We start from the raw sequence: 17,308 nt of genomic DNA, 5'->3' as shown, positions 1-17,308 counted from the left end.
TGGCACGCTGTTGAGTTCTCAAGGAACGGACGCTTCCTTCGAGCCGCCTTCCAGCGGGCCCTCCGGGCGCTTCGTTCTTTCGTGTTTCCAGCTTACCAGATGTTTTCCGCTCCGTTTACCGGGGCTATTCGCATCTGAAATCTGGTGTTAACCGCGAAGTCGCGGCGACTCGACCAACCATAGCGGGTCGCCGAGCGGAGCGCGAATCGGGGCACGCCCGGAGTCACCCGGGCGGCGGCATGATTTGTTGCTCTCGCGAGCATATACAGCAATGGCCTCGATTCGCCAAGATGCCTGTAGAGTGCGGCGCATCGGCCAAGAGGACTAGACCACTAGCGGCCGACGGGTCGCCGGCCGACAGGGCGGGCGGGGCGGGGAGCTTCGCCCTGGAATGTCAACAGATGCCTGAAGTTGACATGAATTAGGCTTCAGTTGATCGTTGCGCCGCTGCTCGCGGCCGCTCGCTAGTACTGCGCACTTGGGAGGCACAACCATGACCACTGTGACGTCGCCGCTGACTGGTCGGGTCGTCGGGCTCGCGAACGTTCCGGACCCGGTGTTCTCGGGTGCGATGGTCGGCCCCGGCACCGCGGTGGACCCGGTGCGCGAGCCCACCGAGGCGCTCGCGCCGGTGGACGGTGTCGTCGTCTCCATGCACCCGCACGCGTTCGTCGTCGTCGACGACGAGGGCCACGGTGTGCTGACCCACCTCGGCATCGACACCGTGCAGCTGAACGGCGAGGGCTTCGAGCTGCTCGTCAACAAGGGCGACAAGGTGGTCCGCGGCCAGGCCGTCATCAAGTGGAATCCGGCCGCCGTCGAGGAGGCGGGCAAGTCCCCGATCTCCCCGATCGTGGCGCTGGAGGCGACCGCGGACTCGCTGGGCGCCGTGCGCGAGGACGGCGAGACCCAGGCCGGCGACGAGCTCTTCAGCTGGAGCTGACCTCTCCTCTCATCCCCCACACCCGCCCCGCACGCGTTGCCGGGCGGCCCGGTACTCAGCGGAGAACAGGTACGTACATGGAGAAGACACTGCGCGGCGTGGGTGTCAGCCACGGGGTCGCGATCGGCCAGGTGCGGCACATGGGCACGGCTGTGCTGGAGCCCCCGGCCACCCAGATCCCGACCGAGGACGCACCGCGCGAGCAGGCTCGTGCGCAGGCCGCCGTCGACGCCGTCGCCGCGGACCTGATCGCGCGCGGCAACCTGGCCGGCGGTGAGGCGCAGGGCGTGCTGGAGGCCCAGGCGCTGATGGCGCAGGACCCGGAGCTGATGGCCGACGTCGCCCGCCGGATCGCAGTCGGCAGCAGCGCGGAGCGCGGCGTGTACGACGCCTTCGCCGCCTACCGTGCGCTGCTCGCCTCCGCCGGGGAGTACCTGGCCGGGCGGGTCGCCGACCTGGACGACGTGCGCAACCGGATCGTGGCGCGGCTGCTGGGCGTACCGATGCCGGGCGTGCCGGACAGCGACGAGCCGTACGTGCTGTTCGCGCGGGACCTGGCGCCGGCCGACACCGCGCTGCTCGACCCGACGCTGGTGCTCGGCTTCGTGACCGAGGAGGGCGGGCCGACCAGCCACAGCGCCATCCTGGCGCGGGCGATGGGCGTGCCGGCCGTGGTCGCGCTGCCGGGTGCGACGGACGTCGCCGAGGGCACCGTCGTCGCGGTGGACGGCAGCTCGGGCGACGTGCTGCTCGACCCCACGCAGGAGAAGCAGGACGAGCTGCGGGCGGTCGCCGCCGAGCGCAAGGCCGCGCTGGCCGCCTCCTCCGGCCCGGGGCAGACCTCGGACGGCCACCGGGTGCCGCTGCTGGCCAACGTCGGCGGCCCGGCGGACGTGCCGGCGGCGCTGGAGAACGGCGCGGAGGGCGTCGGCCTGTTCCGCACCGAGTTCCTGTTCCTGGACGACTCGGCGAAGGCTCCCGGCGAGGAGAAGCAGGTCGAGGCGTACCGCAAGGTGCTGGAGGCCTTCCCGGAGGGCCGGGTCGTGGTGCGCGTGCTGGACGCGGGCGCCGACAAGCCGCTGGACTTCCTGACCCCGGCCGACGAGCCGAACCCGGCGCTGGGCGTGCGCGGCCTGCGCACCCTCCTGGAGCACCCCGAGGTGCTGCGCACCCAGCTGCGGGCGCTGGCCACGGCGGCCGAGGGCCTGCCGGTGCACCTTGAGGTGATGGCCCCGATGGTGGCCGACCGCAAGGACGCCGGGGACTTCGCGCAGGCCTGCCGCGAGGCCGGGCTGGACGCCAAGTTCGGTGCGATGGTGGAGATTCCGTCCGCCGCGCTGCGGGCCCGGGCGATCCTGCAGGAGGTCGAGTTCCTCTCGCTGGGGACCAACGACCTCGCTCAGTACACCTTCGCCGCCGACCGCCAGGTGGGCGCGCTGGCCCGGCTGCAGGACCCGTGGCAGCCGGCGCTGCTGGACCTGATCGCCGCGGCCGCCGAGGCGGCCCGGGTCGCCGGGAAGAGCTGCGGCGTCTGCGGCGAGGCCGCCGCGGACCCGCTGCTGGCCGTGGTGCTGACCGGTCTGGGCGTCACCAGCCTGTCGATGGGCTCGGCGTCGATCCCGTACGTGCGCACCGCACTCGCCAAGTACACGCTGGCGCAGTGCCGCCGGGCGGCCGAGGCGGCCCGGGCGGCGGACAGCGCCGAGGAGGCGCGGACCGCGGCGCGGCAGGTGCTGTCGGGCGAGTAACGGGCACGGCCCGGAAGGGGCGCTCCCCCACCCTCGTGGTGGTGGAGCGCCCCTTCGGCGTTGCTCAGGCCTGGCGGTCGCGGCGGACCTGCTCGAAGAAGCGCAGGTGGTCGATGTCGTCGACGGAGCCGGGGTTGACGGCCTGCTCCAGCGGGGTGCCGGAGAGGATGCGCTTGACCGGGACCTCGATGCGCTTGCCCGTGAGGGTGTGCGGCAGGCCGCGGACGGCGATCACCTCGTCGGGGACGTGGCGCGGGGACAGTTCGGTGCGCAGCGAGGTGCGGATGCGCCCGATCAGGGCGTCGTCGAGCTCGGCGCCGGGGGCGAGCACGACGAACAGCGGCATCCAGTAGCCGCCGTCCGGCTCCTCCAGGCCGATGACCAGGGATTCGGCGATCTCGGGGAGGCGCTCGACGACCTCGTAGATGTCCGAGGAGCCCATCCGGACGCCCTGGCGGTTGAGGGTGGAGTCGGAGCGGCCGTGGATGACGACGGTGCCGCGGGAGGTGACGGTGATCCAGTCGCCGTGGCGCCAGATGCCCGGGTACACGTCGAAGTAGCTGTCGTGGTACCGGGTGCCCTCGGGGTCGTTCCAGAATCCGGTGGGCATGGACGGGATCGGCCGGGTGACGACGAGCTCGCCGACCTCGTCGGTGTGCGGGCGGCCCTGGACGTCCCAGGACTCGACGGCCGCGCCGAGGCAGGGGGCCTGGATCTCGCCGAGGTACACCGGGAGGGTCGGGACGCCGCCGACGAAGCAGGAGCAGACGTCGGTGCCGCCGCTGACGGAGGCGAGCCAGACGTCCTCCTTGACCTCGTCGTAGATCCAGCGGAAGCCGTCCGGCGGGAGCGGGGAGCCGGTGGTGCCGATGCAGCGGACGGCGGAGAGGTCGAGGTCGCGGCCGGGGTGGAGCTCGGCCTTGCGGCTGGCGATCACGTAGGCGGCGGAGGTGCCGAGGACGGTGGCGCCGGTGCGTGCGGCGACGGACCACAGGGCGCCGGTGTCGGGGTGTCCGGGGCTGCCGTCGTAGGTGACGATCGTGGACCCGACCAGGAGGCCGGCCAGCAGGAAGTTCCACATCATCCAGCCGGTCGAGGTATACCAGAGGAAGCGGTCCTGCGGGCCGAGGTCGAGGTGGAGGCCGGCCTGCTTGAGGTGTTCGAGCAGGATGCCGCCCTGGCTCTGGACGATGGCCTTGGGCAGGCCGGTGGTGCCGGAGGAGTAGAGGACCCAGAGCGGGTGGTCGAAGGGGACGGGCTCGAAGACCGGCTCGACGTCGTCGGCGACCAGGTCGTCCCAGTGCAGGGCGCCCTCGGGGGCGGGGGCGCCGAGCAGCGGGACGTGCACGACGGTGTGCAGGCTGGGCAGTTCGCGGCGCAGCTCGGCGACGACGTCGGTGCGGTCGTGGTCCTTGCCGCCGTAGTGGTAGCCGTCGATCGCGAACAGGACGGCGGGCTCGATCTGCTGGAGGCGGTCGAGGACGCTGCGGGCGCCGAAGTCGGGGGCGCAGCTGGTCCAGATCGCGCCGACCGCGGCGGTGGCGAGGAGGGCGACGGCGGCCTGCGGGACGTTGGGCAGGTAGGCGCTGACGCGGTCGCCGGGGCCGATGCCGCGGGCGCGCAGGGCGGCGGCCAGGGAGCCGACCTGGCGGCGCAGTTCGGACCAGGTGAGGACGGCGGGCTGCTCGGTGGTCTCGTCGAGGTGCAGGATCGCCGGGCGGTCGGCGTTGGCAGCGTCCTCGGCGGCGCGCAGGGCGTGCTCGGCGTAGTTGAGGCGGGCGCCGGGGAACCAGCGGGCGCCGGGCATGGCCGGGTCGGCGAGGACGGCCTCGGGGGCCTCGGTGAAGCGGACGTCGAACCACTGTGTGACCGCCGTCCAGAAGCGGTCGAGGTCGGCGGTGGACCAGGCGTGCAGGGCGGCGTAGCGCTGGGCGGCCTGCTGGTCGTCCTCGGCCGGGGCGAGCGGGGCGGCCGGGGCGCCGTGGTGTTCGGCGGCCCAGGCCTGGAAGGCCACCAGGCTGGTGGCCGCGGCGCGCGCGGCGTCGGGGCGCCAGAGGGGTCGGTCCTGGGGTGGGGTGCTCACGGTGGTGGTCTCCCGGCCGGTGGTGGGGACGGGAGTGCTGGTGGCGACCCGTCCGGTTGGGCTGTCGGAGCAGACCCTGCCATGTGCGCGCCCGCTGCGCCAGGGTCGGCCGGGGGTACCGCGGTGGTCAGCGCAGGGCCGGCTTTCCGTCGAAATCGCCGTTGAACCAGGAGCGCAGGATGTCGGTGTGGAAATCCCAGACGAGCGTGGTGTCGGCGGTGGCGAGCAGCCAGCCTTCGGTCTCGTCGGTGGGGACCGAGGGCGGGAGTTCGGCGAGCGGGCGGGCGGGGAGCAGGCCGCAGAGGAAGACGAAGCGGCCGTTGGGGTCGGAGGCGGTGGAGATCAGGGTGGCGTCGGCCGGGTCGGCCTCGATGCCCGTCTCCTCGCGCAGCTCGCGGACGCAGGCCTGCTGCCAGTTCTCGCCGTAGTCCATGTAGCCGCCGGGGAAGGCGAGTTCGCCGGAGCGGGGCTCGATGGTGCGGCGGATGACGACCAGGGCGGGCTCGGCGTCGGGGCGGATGACGGGGAGGACGGCGATGGTGACGGGCAGCGGGTTGCGGTAGCTGATCTCGGCGCAGCCGGGGCAGGTCCGGGGCCACTCCCGGGTGCCGGGCGGGTAGGCGGTGCCGCAGAAGTGGCAGTGGGAGTGGGGTCGGTGGGCCGCCTGGTGCGCGTGATCGGTGGTCATGGCCGGATGGTAGCCCGCGGGGTGGGCCGGGCGGGCGGGTATGCCGGAGACCGGGGCGGCCGCGAACTGCCGCTCGGTCAGCCGGAGTCCGGGACGGTGCTGCCCGGGGCGTCCTCGCCGGGGGTGTCCTCGCCGGGGCCGCTCTCCCGGGCGGGGCGGAGCAGGGCGGGGTGCAGGAGGCTGGCGCCGCCCGCGTGGTAGGTGCGGGCGCGGGGGCCGCCGCGGGTGCCGGTGCGCTGGGTGGTGGCGCCGGTGCCCTCGACGAAGCCGGGGACGGAGAGGACCTTGCGGTGGAAGTTGCCGGGGTGGAGCTTCTCGTCCCAGACGGCCTCGTAGACGGCGCGCAGGTCCGGGATGGTGAAGTCGTAGGGCAGGAAGGCGGTGGCGAGCGGGCTGTACTCCAGCTTGGCGCGCACCCGGTCGAGGCCGTCGGCGAGGATGCGGGCGTGGTCGAAGGCCAGCCGGATCGGCTGCTCCGCGGTCGGGCAGGGGCCGCTGGGCCCGCCGACACCACCCCCGTGGGAGTCGGCGGGCCCAACGGCGGCTCGGGGGCGGCAGCTCGGCCGCGTGGGCAGGTCGAGGCCGGCGACCGAGTGCCAGGCGGCGGCCGCGGCGTCCGTCCCGGCCTGCGGGTCGGGCAGGTCGGGGGCGAAGGCGAGGTAGGCGACCGAGACGACGTGCATGCGCGGATCCCGGTCGGGGGCGCCGTAGGTGCCGAGCTGTTCGAGGTGGAGGCGGCAGAGCGCGGCCTCGGTCTCGGAGGCGCCCTGGAGGCCGGTCTCCTCGGCGAGCTCGCGGGCGGCGGCCTCGTCCAGGCCCTCCTCGCCGGCGCGCAGGAAGCCGCCGGGCAGGGCCCAGCAGCCCTGGTAGGGCGGGGCGCCGCGCTCGACGAGCAGGACGTGCAGGCTGCCGTGGCGCAGGGTCAGGGCGACCACGTCGACGGTGACGGCGATCGGGGTGTAGGCGCGCGGGTCGTACGCGGCGAGCCACTGCTGCTCGTCCGGCGGCTCGGCGGGCCGGCCGGCGGGCTCGCCGACGGACACGGTGGGCGCGGCGGTCGTGTCGTCGTCCGCTGTCATCGTCGGCTCCTCTCCGCGCTCGCCGGGGCACCTGCGGCTGTCGTTCTCTGGCTGAGCACAACGTAGCGAAGGCGTTCCCGGGCGGCAAATGGTTTTCCCGGCCGGCGGGGGCGTGCGGCTCCTAGGCTGGTGACCGGCGGGGTTCCCGTCCGAAGGGACCCGCCCGAGGAGACCGCGCCCGAGGACACCGTGCCCGAGGAGGCCGACATGCCCGCTGCTCCCCCGCCGGACTTCGCCGCGGCGCTGGCGGCCGGGCCGCTGGTGCTGGACGGCGGGATGTCGAACCAACTGGCGGCGGCCGGGCACGACCTGTCGGACGGGCTGTGGTCGGCACGGCTGCTGGCGGACGATCCGCAGGCCGTGGTGTCCGCGCACCGGGCGTACTTCCAGGCCGGGGCGGACGTCGCGATCACCGCGAGCTACCAGGCGAGCTTCGAGGGCTTCGCCCGGCGCGGGGTGGGCCACGCGCAGGCGGCCCGGCTGCTGGCGAGCAGCGTGGAGCTGGCCCGGGAGGCGGCCCGGTCGGAGCCGGGCGGCCGGCGGCGCTGGGTGGCGGCCTCGGTGGGCCCGTACGGCGCGGTGCTGGCGGACGGTTCGGAGTACCGCGGCCGGTACGGGCTGAGCGTGGCGGAGCTGGCGGCCTTCCACCGGCCGCGGCTGGAGGTGCTGGTGGCGGCCCGGCCGGACGTGCTGGCGCTGGAGACGGTGCCGGACGTGGACGAGGCGCGGGCGCTGCTGGGGCTGGTGCGCGGGTCGGAGGTGCCGGCCTGGCTGTCGTACAGCGTCGTCGGCGACCGGACCCGGGCCGGGCAGCCGCTGGCGGAGGCGTTCGTGCTGGCGGCGGAGGTGGACGAGGTGCTGGCGGTGGGCGTGAACTGCTGCACGCCGCAGGACGCGGACCGGGCGGTGGCGCTGGCCGCCGGGGTGACCGGGAAGCCGGTGGTGGTGTACCCGAACAGCGGGGAGGAGTGGGACGCGGGCCGGCGGGGCTGGCGCGGCGAGCCGACGTTCCGGTCCGCGCGGGTGGGCGGCTGGCTGGCGGACGGCGCCCGGCTGGTGGGCGGCTGCTGCCGGGTCGGGACGGACGGGATCGCGGCGCTGGCGGCGGAGGTGACGGTCCTGAGGACGCAGGAGGCGGGCGCGGTGGGCTGAAAACGCGCGCCGGGGGGCCGAGAACGCGCCCCGCGGGCCGAAAAGTCGTGGGTCGGCGGCGGCCGATGGCCGGTTTCCGAGGGGGAGGGTGCACGAACGGGAGACGGCCTGGCAGACTCGTCCCGTCAACCCCGCGGTCGACATTGTCGACCGCCTGTCCGCTCGGAGGTACCCATGCCCGGCCCGATCCAGTCGCTCTCCCGGGCCGCCGCGATCCTGCGGCTGCTGGCCGGCGGCGAGCGCCGCCTGGGCCTGTCCGAGGTCTCCACGGCACTCGGCCTGGCCAAGGGGACGGCGCACGGCATCCTGCGGACGCTGCAGCAGGAGGGGTTCGTCGAACAGGACGCGGAGAGCGGCAAGTACCAGCTGGGCGCCGAGTTGCTGCGGCTGGGGCAGAGCTACCTGGACGTGCACGAGCTGCGGGCGCGGGCCCTGGTGTGGGCGGACGACCTGGCCCGGGCGGCCGGGGAGACGGTCTACCTGGGGGTGCTGCACCAGCAGGGCGTGCTGATCGTGCACCACGTGTTCCGGCCGGACGACACCCGGCAGGTGCTGGAGGTCGGCTCGATGCAGCCGCTGCACAGCACCGCGATCGGCAAGGTGCTGGTGGCCTACGACCCGGTGGCGCGCGGGGAGTTGGGCGACGGCCCGTACGAGTCGTACACCCTGCGGACGCTGACCGAGCCCGGTGACGTGGACGCCGAGTGCTCGCTGATCCGCGAGCGCGGCTGGGCGGACTCGGTCGAGGAGACCTGGGAGGGCGTGGCCTCGATCGCCGCGCTGATCCAGGACCGCCGGCGCAATCCGGTGGGCGCCGTGTGCATCAACGGGCCGGTGGAGCGGATCTGCGAGGACGGCTTCGTGAAGCCCTCGCTGGTCGCCTCGGTGCGCAGTGCGGCGCGAGCCATCTCGCGTGACCTGGGTGCCGGAAGGTTCTGAGCGCGGGCGGTTTCCGAACGAGCGGCCCCGGGGAAGCGACTCCGGGGCCGCAGTCGTGTCGTCACGCTGAGGCGCGGACGGGCGGGAAGCCTGTCCGCGCCTTGGTGTTTTGTCCGGTTTTTGTCGGCTCCGCTCGGTAACTTCGGGGAGCGGGCCGAGGGAAGGGTCACAGCTGCGTAACCCTGCCTTGACGTGGGGGTGACCCAAAGAGGAAGCTTCCGCATGACGGTCGACATTGTCGAACGATGGCCGGGAAGATCACTCCCACAACGCGCTCACCCGCACAGGGATCGACCCGGCCTACTGCCCCCACCCGCACCTCCGGGCCATATGGACAAGGGAGTCTTTGTGTCCGCGTTCTCCAACGGCGACGTCTTCGTCGGCGAAACCCTCGGCACCGCCGCCCTGATACTCCTCGGCGGCGGCGTCTGCGCCGCCGTGACCCTCAAGAAGTCGAAGGCCGTCAACGCCGGTTGGCTCGCCATCACCTTCGGCTGGGGTTTCGCGGTCCTCATCGCCGCCTACATGACCGGCGCCAAGTCCGGTGCGCACCTGAACCCGGCCGTCACCCTCGCACTCGCGGTCAAGAGCGGCGACTGGAGCCAGGTGCCGCTCTACATCGGCTCGCAGCTGCTCGGCGCGATGATCGGCGCCGTGCTCGTCTGGCTCACCTACCTCGGCCAGTTCCAGGCCAACGAGGAGCCCACGCTCGGCATCTTCTCGACCGGCCCCGAGATCCGGAACCCGGTCCAGAACGTGCTCACCGAGGTCATCGGCACCTTCGTGCTCTGCATGGCGATCCTCACCCTCAGCCCGCAGCTCGGCGCCGGCGGCACCACCATCGTCGCCCTCACCGTCGTCGGCATCGGCCTCTCGCTCGGCGGCCCCACCGGGTACGCGATCAACCCGGCCCGCGACCTCGGCCCGCGCATCGTGCACGCGCTGCTGCCGATCCCCAACAAGGGCGGCTCCGACTGGTCGTACGCCTGGGTCCCGGTCGTCGGCCCGGTCATCGGCGGCCTCGTGGCCGGCGGCGTGTACAACGCCCTGTTCTAAAGGCGCCGAGTTCTGAAAGGCCGTCCACCAACGGCCCCTGCCACAGGCCCCCCGCTGAGGCAGCCGCAGAACTCGCCGAGCCCAGGGACTGGCCCAACGAGCCGGTCAGGCCCAATCTCTCCGTACCACCTTCCCCCGCACGTGAGCCGAGGACCCGCAACATGACCCTCACTGGCAACTACATCGCCGCGATCGACCAGGGCACCACCTCCAGCCGCTGCATCATCTTCGGCGCAGACGGCCGGATCGTGGCCGTCGACCAGCAGGAGCACCGGCAGATCTTCCCGCAGCCCGGCTACGTCGAGCACGACGCCGCCGAGATCTGGACCCGCGTCCAGTCCGTGGTCCGCGGCGCGCTCGACAAGGCCGGCCTGACCAAGGACGACATCCGCGCGATCGGCATCACCAACCAGCGCGAGACCACCGTCCTGTGGGACAAGAACACCGGCGAGCCGGTGCACAACGCACTGGTGTGGCAGGACACCCGCACCGAGGCGCTCTGCCGCGAGCTCGGCCGCAACGTCGGCCAGGACCGCTTCCGCCGCGAGACCGGCCTGCCGCTGGCCAGCTACTTCGCCGGTCCGAAGATCCGCTGGCTGCTGGACAACGTCGAGGGCCTGCGCGAGCGCGCCGAGGCCGGCGACATCCTGTTCGGCACCATGGACACCTGGGTGATCTGGAACCTCACCGGCGGTGTGAACGGCGGCAAGCACGTCACCGACGTGACCAACGCCAGCCGCACCATGCTGATGAACCTCAAGACCCTCGCCTGGGACGAGAGCATCGCCGAGTCGATGGACGTGCCGATGGCCGTCCTGCCGGAGATCCGCTCCTCCGCCGAGGTCTACGGCGAGGCCGTGGGCGACCTGGCCGGTGTCCCGGTCGCCTCCGCGCTCGGCGACCAGCAGGCCGCGCTGTTCGGCCAGACCTGCTTCAACGAGGGCGAGGCCAAGTCCACCTACGGCACCGGCACCTTCCTGCTGCTGAACACCGGCGAGAAGATCGTCAACTCGTACCACGGCCTGCTGACCACGGTCGGCTACCGGATCGGCGACCAGGCCCCGGTGTACGCCCTCGAAGGCTCGATCGCCGTCACCGGCTCGCTCGTCCAGTGGCTGCGCGACCAGCTCGGCATCATCTCGACCGCCGCCGAGATCGAGACCCTCGCCAACACCGTCGAGGACAACGGCGGCGCCTACTTCGTCCCGGCCTTCTCCGGCCTGTTCGCCCCGTACTGGCGCTCCGACGCCCGCGGGGTGATCGCCGGCCTGACCCGGTACGTCACCAAGGGCCACCTGGCCCGGGCCGTCCTGGAAGCCACCGCCTGGCAGACCCGCGAGGTCGTCGACGCCATGCAGAAGGACTCCGGGGTCGAGCTCACCGCCCTCAAGGTCGACGGCGGCATGACCAGCAACAACCTGCTCATGCAGAACATCGCCGACGTCCTGGACGCCCCGGTCGAACGCCCGTACGTGGCCGAGACCACCGCCCTCGGGGCCGCCTACGCGGCCGGTCTCGCGGTCGGCTTCTGGAACGACCTCGACACCCTGCGGGCCAACTGGCACCGCGCCGCCGAGTGGACCCCGCGCATGGACGAGGCCACCCGGGAGCGCGAGTACAAGAAGTGGCTCAAGGCCGTCGAGCGCACCATGGGCTGGGTGGAAGAAGAAGAGAACAACTGACCGAAGCGCCGGTCGGGGCACTGAGCCCCGGCCGGCCGGTCCCGTTTCCGGCCCGGCCCGACCGGACCGACCGGCCTCTCCCGCAGGGGCCGCACCGCACACGAGAGGAGTAACGGCGCCGCCGCGCAGCGCCGTACACAACGCCATGGCAACCATCCCGACCCTGGGCGCCGAGCGCACCGCCGGCCGCACCGCCTCCCGCGCCGAGACCCGCGAACTGCTCGGCAAGTCCACCTACGACCTCCTCGTGATCGGGGGCGGCATCCTCGGCACGGCCGTCGCCTGGACCGCGTCCCAGGCCGGTCTGAAGGTCGCCATGGTCGACGGCGGCGACTTCGCCGGCGCCACCTCCAGCGCGTCCTCCAAGCTCGTCCACGGCGGCCTGCGCTACCTGCAGACCGGCGCCGTCAAGCTCGTCGCCGAGAACCACAAGGAGCGCCGCGCGCTCTCCACCGACGTCGCCCCGCACCTGGTCAACCCGATGACCTTCTTCGTGCCGGTCTACAAGGGCGGGCCGCACGGCGCCGCCAAGCTCGGCGCCGGCGTCTTCCTGTACTCGGCGCTGTCCGCCTTCCGCGACGGCATGGGCCGGGTCTCCACCGCCGCGCACGCCGCCCAGCAGGTGCCCGCGCTGCGCACCGAGGGCCTGCGCTCGGTGGCCGTCTACGGCGACCACCAGATGAACGACTCGCGCGTCGCCGTGATGACGGTGCGCGCCGCCGTGGACGCCGGCGCCGTGGTGCTCAACCACGCCGAGGTCACCGGCCTGCGCTTCACCGGCGGCCGGGTCACCGGCGCCGAGGTGCGCGACCGCCTCGACGGCAGCGAGTTCGGCGTCGACGCCCGCCTGGTGCTCAACGCCACCGGCCCGTGGGTCGACCACCTGCGCACGATGGAGGACGCCGGCGCCGCGCCGTCGATCCGCCTCTCCAAGGGCGCGCACGTCGTCGTCAAGCGCCGGGCGCCGTGGCGGGCCGCGCTGACCATCCCGATCGACAAGTACCGCGTCTCCTTCGCCCTCCCGTGGGAGGACCACGTCCTGCTCGGCACCACCGACGAGGAGTACACCGGCGACCCGCAGGACGTCCGGGCCACCGACGCGGACATCGACCAGATCATGGGCGAGGCCGGCCACGCGATCCGCGACGAGCACCTCGACCGCGACCTGATCACCTACGCCTTCGCCGGCCTGCGGGTGCTGCCCGGTGGCCCCGGCGACACCGCCTCCGCCAAGCGCGAGACCGTCGTCACCGAGGGCAAGGGCGGCATGCTGTCCGTCTCCGGCGGCAAGTGGACCACCTACCGGCACATCGGCCGCATGGTGCTGGAGAAGCTGGCCCACGCGCCCGGCACCAGCCTCGGCGAGGACATGTCCCCGATCGCCGCGACCGTGCCGCTGCCGGGCGTCGGCGCGCCGAACGCCGTCGCGCACCGCCTGCTGATCGACCGCGAGCCGGGCTCCCGGATGGAGCCGCTGGTCGCCAAGCACCTGGCCAGCCACTACGGCACGCTCTCCTTCGAGATCGCCCGCCTGATCGACGAGAACCCGGAGCTCGGCCGGCCGATCCACGCGGACGGGCCGGACGTCTGGGCGCAGGTCGCCTACGCGGCCGACAACGAGTGGGCGTACACGGCGGACGACGTGCTGCGCCGCCGCACCACGATGACCGTGCGCGGGCTGGACACGCCGGAGATCCGGGACGAGGTCGACGCCTTCCTCGCGAAGCGCGGGAACAAGTAGGCACAGCAAGTCCTTTGTGACGGGCGGGCGTTCGGGGTTTCCCCGGGCGCCCGCCCGGCGTTTCGGCTCAGATCGGCAGACCCGCCTTGACGACGTGCCTGAGGTGGCGCTCCGGACGGGTGAGCACGGTGAGGTCGGCGAGCGGATCGCCGTCGACCACCAGCAGGTCGGCGTGCGCTCCCGGGGCGAGGGTGCCGATCTCCCCCGCCAGGCCGAGCAGTCGGGCCGCCGTGCTGGTCGCCGAGCGGAGCACGGCGGCGGCGGGCTGGACCTCGGCCCGCAGGGTGAACTCCTCCAGCTGGGCCCCGTGCAGCGGGCCGAGCAGGTCGCTGCCGTAGACCAGGTTCACGCCCGCGCGGTGGGCCCGCTCCAGGGCGGACAGGCCGCGGTCGCGGACCTCGGCGAGCTTGCCGAGCGAGGCCGGCGGCAGGCCCGAGGCGGCGCCGAGCTTCGCGGTCCGCTCGTACGCGACCAGGGTCGGCACCAGGAAGGCGTCCGTCTCCAGCAGCAGTGCGATCGTGCTGTCGTCCAGCAGGTTGCCGTGCTCGACGCAGCGCACCCCGGCCCGCAGGGCGCGGTCGATCCCGCGCGGGTGGTAGGCGTGCACGGTCACGTAGCGGTTGTGGTTCTCCGCCTCCTCGACGGCCGCCCGGATCTCCTCCTCGCTGTACTGGACGGCGGCGATCTCGTCGTGCGGGGAGGCGACGCCGCCGGACAGCAGCACCTTGAGGTGCCGGGCGCCCTTGCGGAACTCGTCCCGGGCGGCGGCGCGCACGGCGTCCACGCCGTCCGCGATCCGGCCGAAGTGCGGGCGGGCCTCGCAGCAGGGCAGCGCGTCGTCGCCGAGCGGGCGCAGGTCGCCGTGGCCGCCGGTCTGGGAGAGCGCCTTGCCGCCGTGCAGCAGGCGGGGGCCGAGCGCCAGGCCCTCGGCGAGGGCGCGGGCCATGCCGTGGTCGGCGCCGCCGACGTCGCGGACGGTCGTGAAGCCGCGGCGCAGCATGCGTTCGGCCTCGGCGAGGGCGCGGACGGTGGCGTAGCCGGGGGTCCAGTCGGCGACGTCGCGCAGGTCGAGCGAGGTGACCAGCAGGTGGACGTGGGCGTCGATCAGGCCGGGCAGCACGGTGCCGCCGCGCGCGTCGAGGACCCGGACGCCCTCCGTGGGTGCGGGCGGGCGGCCGGTGCCGGTGGCGGCGATCCGGCCGTCGACGGCCTCCAGCCAGCCGAGGTCCGTGCGGGTGCCGTCCTCGGGGTGGAGCAGGTGGGCGTCGGTGATCAGCAGTCGGTTCATGTCCCCTCCGGTGCAGCGCGGTTCAGTACGTGCCGTATTGAATACGACCCGTACTGAATACACCATGTATCGTTCCCCTGTGAACCCGCCCCCGGCCGATGCCGCCGCTTCCCGACCGCCCCGCCGCCGCGTGCACACCCGGGCCCGACTGCTCGCCGCGGCGCGCGAGCTGTTCCTCGCCGTCGGCTTCGCGCGGACGAGCATCGAGGACGTCTGCGCCGCCGCCGGCTACACCCGCGGGGCCTTCTACTCGAACTTCGGCAGCAAGGAGGAACTGCTGCTGGCGCTCTTCGACGAGCAGGCCGCCGGGCGGATGGCCGAGCTGGAACGGCTGGCCGCCGACTGCGAGGCGCTGGCCCCGCGGGAGCGGGCCCGGCGGCTGGTCGAGGCGCTGCTGCGGGTCGATCCCGCGGACGCCGGCTGGATCCTGCTGTTCCTGGAGTTCCGGCTGGTCGCGGCCCGCTCGGCGGCGCTGGCCGAGCAGGTCGCCGCGCACGACCGGGCGTTGGCGCGGGCGGCGGCGGACGTCCTGGCGCGGGCCCTGCCGGAGCTGGTGCCCCCGGGCGCGGGTGCCGAGCAGACGGCCGCGGTGGTCCTGGCGGCGCGCGAGGGGCTGTTGGCCCGGACGGCGGCGGGCGGCGCGGTGGCCGAGGAGCTGCTGGCGGCGACGGCGGCCGTACTGTCGGGGCTGCTGGCGGGCTGACACCCAGCGCCCCTCGGCGGTGCGCTGGGTGTCTCGCGCTAGATGACCAGGCTGAGCGGCAGGATCAGGGCGATCGCGACGACCGAGATCACCGTCTCCATCACCGACCAGGACTTCAGCGTCTGCCCGACGCTCATCCCGAAGTACTCCTTGACCAGCCAGAAGCCGGCGTCGTTGACGTGCGAGAGGAACAGCGAACCGGCGCCGACCGCGAGCACCAGCAGGGCCGAGTGGGTCGAGGACATGTTCGCGGCCAGCGGGGAGACGATGCCGGCCGCGGTGATCGTGGCGACCGTCGCCGAGCCGGTGGCGAGGCGGATCAGCACCGCGATCAGCCAGCCGAGCAGCAGCGCGGAGATGTGCCAGTCGGAGGCCCAGTGGCTGACCATGTCGCCGACGCCCACGTCGATCAGGGTCTGCTTGAAGCCGCCGCCCGCACCGACGATGAACACGATGCCGGCGATCGGGCCGAGGGCCTTGCCGACCGTGTCGGAGATCCGGCCCTTGTCGAAGCCGGCCGCCCTGCCGAGGGTCAGCATCGCGAGCAGGGTCGCGGCGAGCAGCGCGATCAGCGGGGAGCCGATGAAGTCGAAGACCCGCTGGCCCATCGCCTTCGGGTCGTCGATCACGACGTCGGCCAGGGCCTTGCCGAGCATCAGCACGACCGGCAGCAGGATGGTGGCCATGACCGCGCCGAAGGACGGGGTGCGCTCGGGCTTGACCGTGTCCTCGGGGGTGACGGCGGTCGGGATCTCCAGCGGGCCCACCCAGCGCTCGGCGACCCGGGCGAACAGCGGGCCGGCGATGATCAGGGTCGGGACGGCGACCAGCAGGCCGAGCGCCAGGGTGACGCCGAGGTCGGCCTTCAGCGCGTCGATGGCGACCAGCGGGCCCGGGTGCGGAGGCACCAGGCCGTGCAGCACCGACAGGCCGGCCAGGGCCGGGATGCCGACGCGCATCAGCGGCACGTCGCCACGGCGGGCGACCAGCAGCACGATGGGGATCAGCAGGACGACGCCGACCTCGAAGAACAACGGCAGGCCGAGCACGGCGGCGATCAGCGCCATCGCCCAGGGCAGCGCCTTGGTGCCCGTCCGGGACAGCACGGTGTCCGCGATGATGTTCGCGCCGCCGGAGTCGGCGAGCAGCTTGCCGAGCATCGCGCCCAGGCCGATCAGCAGGCCGACGCTCGCCACCGTGGAGCCGAAGCCGGTGGAGAAGCTGCCGAGCAGCTTGTCGAAGGGGGCGCCCGCGACGGCGGCCAGCAGCCCGGAGCCGAGCGTGAGGGCGAGGAAGGGGTGCAGCTTCAGCCGGGTGATCAGCAGGACGATGACGGCGATGCTGAGCAGCACCGCGATCAGCAGCTGGGTGTTGCTGCCGGTGTGCGGCAGGGCCGGTGGGGCGGCCGCCAGCAGAGTGGGGGCAATACTCACGCGAGGTCTCCATTGACGGGCCGCAGCAGGTCCACGGCCATCTCGACGAGTTCTTCGGGGGACGGGCCCACGTCCAGGACGGCGCCGTTCTCGTCCGCTCCCAGCGGCTCCAAGGTCGCGTACTGGGAGTCGAGCAGCGATGCCGGCATGAAGTGGCCGGTGCGGTGGGAGATCCGGTCCTCGACCAGGTCGTGGCCACCGCTGAGGTGCAGGAAGAAGGCATCCGGGGCGGCCGCGCGCAGGATGCCGCGGTAGCCGTGCTTGAGCGCCGAGCAGGTGACCACGCCGCCGGTGCCGTCCTCGGTGCGCGCCTTGAGCCAGGCGCCGATGGCGCGCAGCCAGGGCGCGCGGTCCTGGTCGTCCAGCGGGATGCCGGCGGACATCTTGGCGATGTTGGCCGGCGGGTGGAACTCGTCCGCCTCGGCGAAGGGGAGATCGAGGCGGTCGGCCAGGAGACGGGCCAGGGTGGTCTTGCCGACCCCGGAGACGCCCATCACCACGACGGTGCGGGGGGCGTGCGGGACGGCGCGGTTCTCGGCGCTGAGAGCCATGGGTGGTGCTCCTTCGTTGCAGGCCGCCACTATCGCGTCAAAGGTATGACGTATTCAAGTGGTGGAAACCAAATCGTCATACTTTTACTCCCCCGCTGTGGCATGCGCGCAGGCGGGGGCGCGCCGGGGCCGCGGGTGAAGCCGGTCACAGGGTCGACAGGAGGGCCGATCGCGGGCAGTGCGGAGGGTGGCGTGGGGCTTCCGGCGGGTGGCGTCTAGGCT

At 73.2% G+C, this 17,308-nt stretch carries 14 protein-coding genes; 8 read left to right on the top strand and 6 right to left on the bottom strand.

Going from position 1 to position 17,308, the window contains the following annotated elements; genetic code table 11:
- Window positions 1-493 precede the first annotated feature (493 nt).
- Together ACPC54_RS35090 and ptsP are read left to right on the top strand one after the other, a co-directional pair.
- A complete protein-coding gene (locus ACPC54_RS35090; RefSeq protein WP_498970527.1) occupies window positions 494-943 on the top strand; it encodes a PTS sugar transporter subunit IIA in 450 nt (149 codons plus the stop codon).
- A 77-nt stretch (window positions 944-1,020) separates the two neighbouring features.
- Complete coding sequence (gene ptsP, locus ACPC54_RS35085) at window positions 1,021-2,691, top strand: phosphoenolpyruvate--protein phosphotransferase (RefSeq protein WP_498970525.1); 1,671 nt, start codon at window positions 1,021-1,023, stop codon at window positions 2,689-2,691.
- A gap of 64 nt (window positions 2,692-2,755) precedes the next feature.
- Here the strand turns inward: ptsP and ACPC54_RS35080 are convergent, their stop codons facing one another.
- The 3 genes from ACPC54_RS35080 to ACPC54_RS35070 form a co-directional block, all read right to left on the bottom strand.
- Window positions 2,756-4,774 carry an acetoacetate--CoA ligase gene (locus ACPC54_RS35080; protein WP_498970523.1) on the bottom strand — a complete coding sequence of 673 codons (2,019 nt, stop codon included), beginning with the start codon at window positions 4,772-4,774 and terminating at the stop codon, window positions 2,756-2,758.
- 127 nt (window positions 4,775-4,901) lie between these two features.
- A complete protein-coding gene (locus tag ACPC54_RS35075) occupies window positions 4,902-5,462 on the bottom strand; it encodes an NUDIX domain-containing protein (RefSeq protein ID WP_498970521.1) in 561 nt (186 codons plus the stop codon).
- A 77-nt stretch (window positions 5,463-5,539) separates the two neighbouring features.
- The gene (locus tag ACPC54_RS35070) at window positions 5,540-6,541 is read right to left on the bottom strand and encodes an NUDIX hydrolase (protein ID WP_498970519.1); all 1,002 of its coding nucleotides are present in this window, start codon (window positions 6,539-6,541) and stop codon (window positions 5,540-5,542) included.
- Between the two features lie 207 nt (window positions 6,542-6,748).
- Here ACPC54_RS35070 and mmuM point away from each other — a divergent pair, with 207 nt between their 5' ends.
- From mmuM to ACPC54_RS35045, 5 genes are all read left to right on the top strand, one after another.
- Window positions 6,749-7,693, top strand: coding sequence for a homocysteine S-methyltransferase (gene mmuM / locus ACPC54_RS35065; protein WP_498970517.1), 945 nt, complete (start codon window positions 6,749-6,751; stop codon window positions 7,691-7,693).
- 174 nt (window positions 7,694-7,867) lie between these two features.
- Window positions 7,868-8,632, top strand: a complete 765-nt coding sequence (locus ACPC54_RS35060) for an IclR family transcriptional regulator (RefSeq protein ID WP_498970515.1) — start codon at window positions 7,868-7,870, stop codon at window positions 8,630-8,632.
- A gap of 330 nt (window positions 8,633-8,962) precedes the next feature.
- Window positions 8,963-9,688 carry an MIP/aquaporin family protein gene (locus ACPC54_RS35055; protein ID WP_498970513.1) on the top strand — a complete coding sequence of 242 codons (726 nt, stop codon included), beginning with the start codon at window positions 8,963-8,965 and terminating at the stop codon, window positions 9,686-9,688.
- Between the two features lie 161 nt (window positions 9,689-9,849).
- Window positions 9,850-11,370, top strand: coding sequence for a glycerol kinase GlpK (glpK, locus tag ACPC54_RS35050; protein ID WP_498970511.1), 1,521 nt, complete (start codon window positions 9,850-9,852; stop codon window positions 11,368-11,370).
- Between the two features lie 145 nt (window positions 11,371-11,515).
- Complete coding sequence (locus ACPC54_RS35045) at window positions 11,516-13,111, top strand: glycerol-3-phosphate dehydrogenase/oxidase (protein ID WP_498970509.1); 1,596 nt, start codon at window positions 11,516-11,518, stop codon at window positions 13,109-13,111.
- Between the two features lie 67 nt (window positions 13,112-13,178).
- Here the strand turns inward: ACPC54_RS35045 and ACPC54_RS35040 are convergent, their stop codons facing one another.
- Window positions 13,179-14,399 (bottom strand): metal-dependent hydrolase family protein, encoded by a 1,221-nt coding sequence (locus tag ACPC54_RS35040; RefSeq protein WP_498970507.1) that lies wholly within the window; start codon window positions 14,397-14,399, stop codon window positions 13,179-13,181.
- Between the two features lie 79 nt (window positions 14,400-14,478).
- Between ACPC54_RS35040 and ACPC54_RS35035 the strand changes: the two genes are divergently transcribed.
- Complete coding sequence (locus ACPC54_RS35035) at window positions 14,479-15,102, top strand: TetR/AcrR family transcriptional regulator (protein WP_498970506.1); 624 nt, start codon at window positions 14,479-14,481, stop codon at window positions 15,100-15,102.
- A gap of 38 nt (window positions 15,103-15,140) precedes the next feature.
- Here the strand turns inward: ACPC54_RS35035 and ACPC54_RS35030 are convergent, their stop codons facing one another.
- Window positions 15,141-16,529 carry a GntP family permease gene (locus ACPC54_RS35030; RefSeq protein WP_498970536.1) on the bottom strand — a complete coding sequence of 463 codons (1,389 nt, stop codon included), beginning with the start codon at window positions 16,527-16,529 and terminating at the stop codon, window positions 15,141-15,143.
- A gap of 2 nt (window positions 16,530-16,531) precedes the next feature.
- Window positions 16,532-17,086 (bottom strand): gluconokinase, encoded by a 555-nt coding sequence (locus tag ACPC54_RS35025; protein WP_498970505.1) that lies wholly within the window; start codon window positions 17,084-17,086, stop codon window positions 16,532-16,534.
- Window positions 17,087-17,308 lie beyond the last annotated feature (222 nt).

Origin of the sequence: Kitasatospora sp. NPDC094028, from assembly GCF_049543595.1 — a bacterium.
GTDB lineage: Bacteria > Actinomycetota > Actinomycetes > Streptomycetales > Streptomycetaceae > Kitasatospora.
This window is presented reverse-complemented; position numbering and strand designations above follow the sequence as displayed.

Excerpts from the sequence above, each read along its gene's own strand:
- ACPC54_RS35025 (WP_498970505.1), bottom strand. The coding sequence starts at position 17,086 with ATGGCTCTCAGCGCCGAGAACCGCGCCGTCCCGCACGCCCCCCGCACC.
- ptsP (WP_498970525.1), top strand. The coding sequence starts at position 1,021 with ATGGAGAAGACACTGCGCGGCGTGGGTGTCAGCCACGGGGTCGCGATC.
- ACPC54_RS35045 (WP_498970509.1), top strand. The coding sequence starts at position 11,516 with ATGGCAACCATCCCGACCCTGGGCGCCGAGCGCACCGCCGGCCGCACC.
- mmuM (WP_498970517.1), top strand. The coding sequence starts at position 6,749 with ATGCCCGCTGCTCCCCCGCCGGACTTCGCCGCGGCGCTGGCGGCCGGG.
- glpK (WP_498970511.1), top strand. The coding sequence starts at position 9,850 with ATGACCCTCACTGGCAACTACATCGCCGCGATCGACCAGGGCACCACC.
- ACPC54_RS35090 (WP_498970527.1), top strand. The coding sequence starts at position 494 with ATGACCACTGTGACGTCGCCGCTGACTGGTCGGGTCGTCGGGCTCGCG.
- ACPC54_RS35075 (WP_498970521.1), bottom strand. The coding sequence starts at position 5,462 with ATGACCACCGATCACGCGCACCAGGCGGCCCACCGACCCCACTCCCAC.
- ACPC54_RS35055 (WP_498970513.1), top strand. The coding sequence starts at position 8,963 with ATGGACAAGGGAGTCTTTGTGTCCGCGTTCTCCAACGGCGACGTCTTC.
- ACPC54_RS35060 (WP_498970515.1), top strand. The coding sequence starts at position 7,868 with ATGCCCGGCCCGATCCAGTCGCTCTCCCGGGCCGCCGCGATCCTGCGG.
- ACPC54_RS35040 (WP_498970507.1), bottom strand. The coding sequence starts at position 14,399 with ATGAACCGACTGCTGATCACCGACGCCCACCTGCTCCACCCCGAGGAC.
- ACPC54_RS35070 (WP_498970519.1), bottom strand. The coding sequence starts at position 6,541 with ATGACAGCGGACGACGACACGACCGCCGCGCCCACCGTGTCCGTCGGC.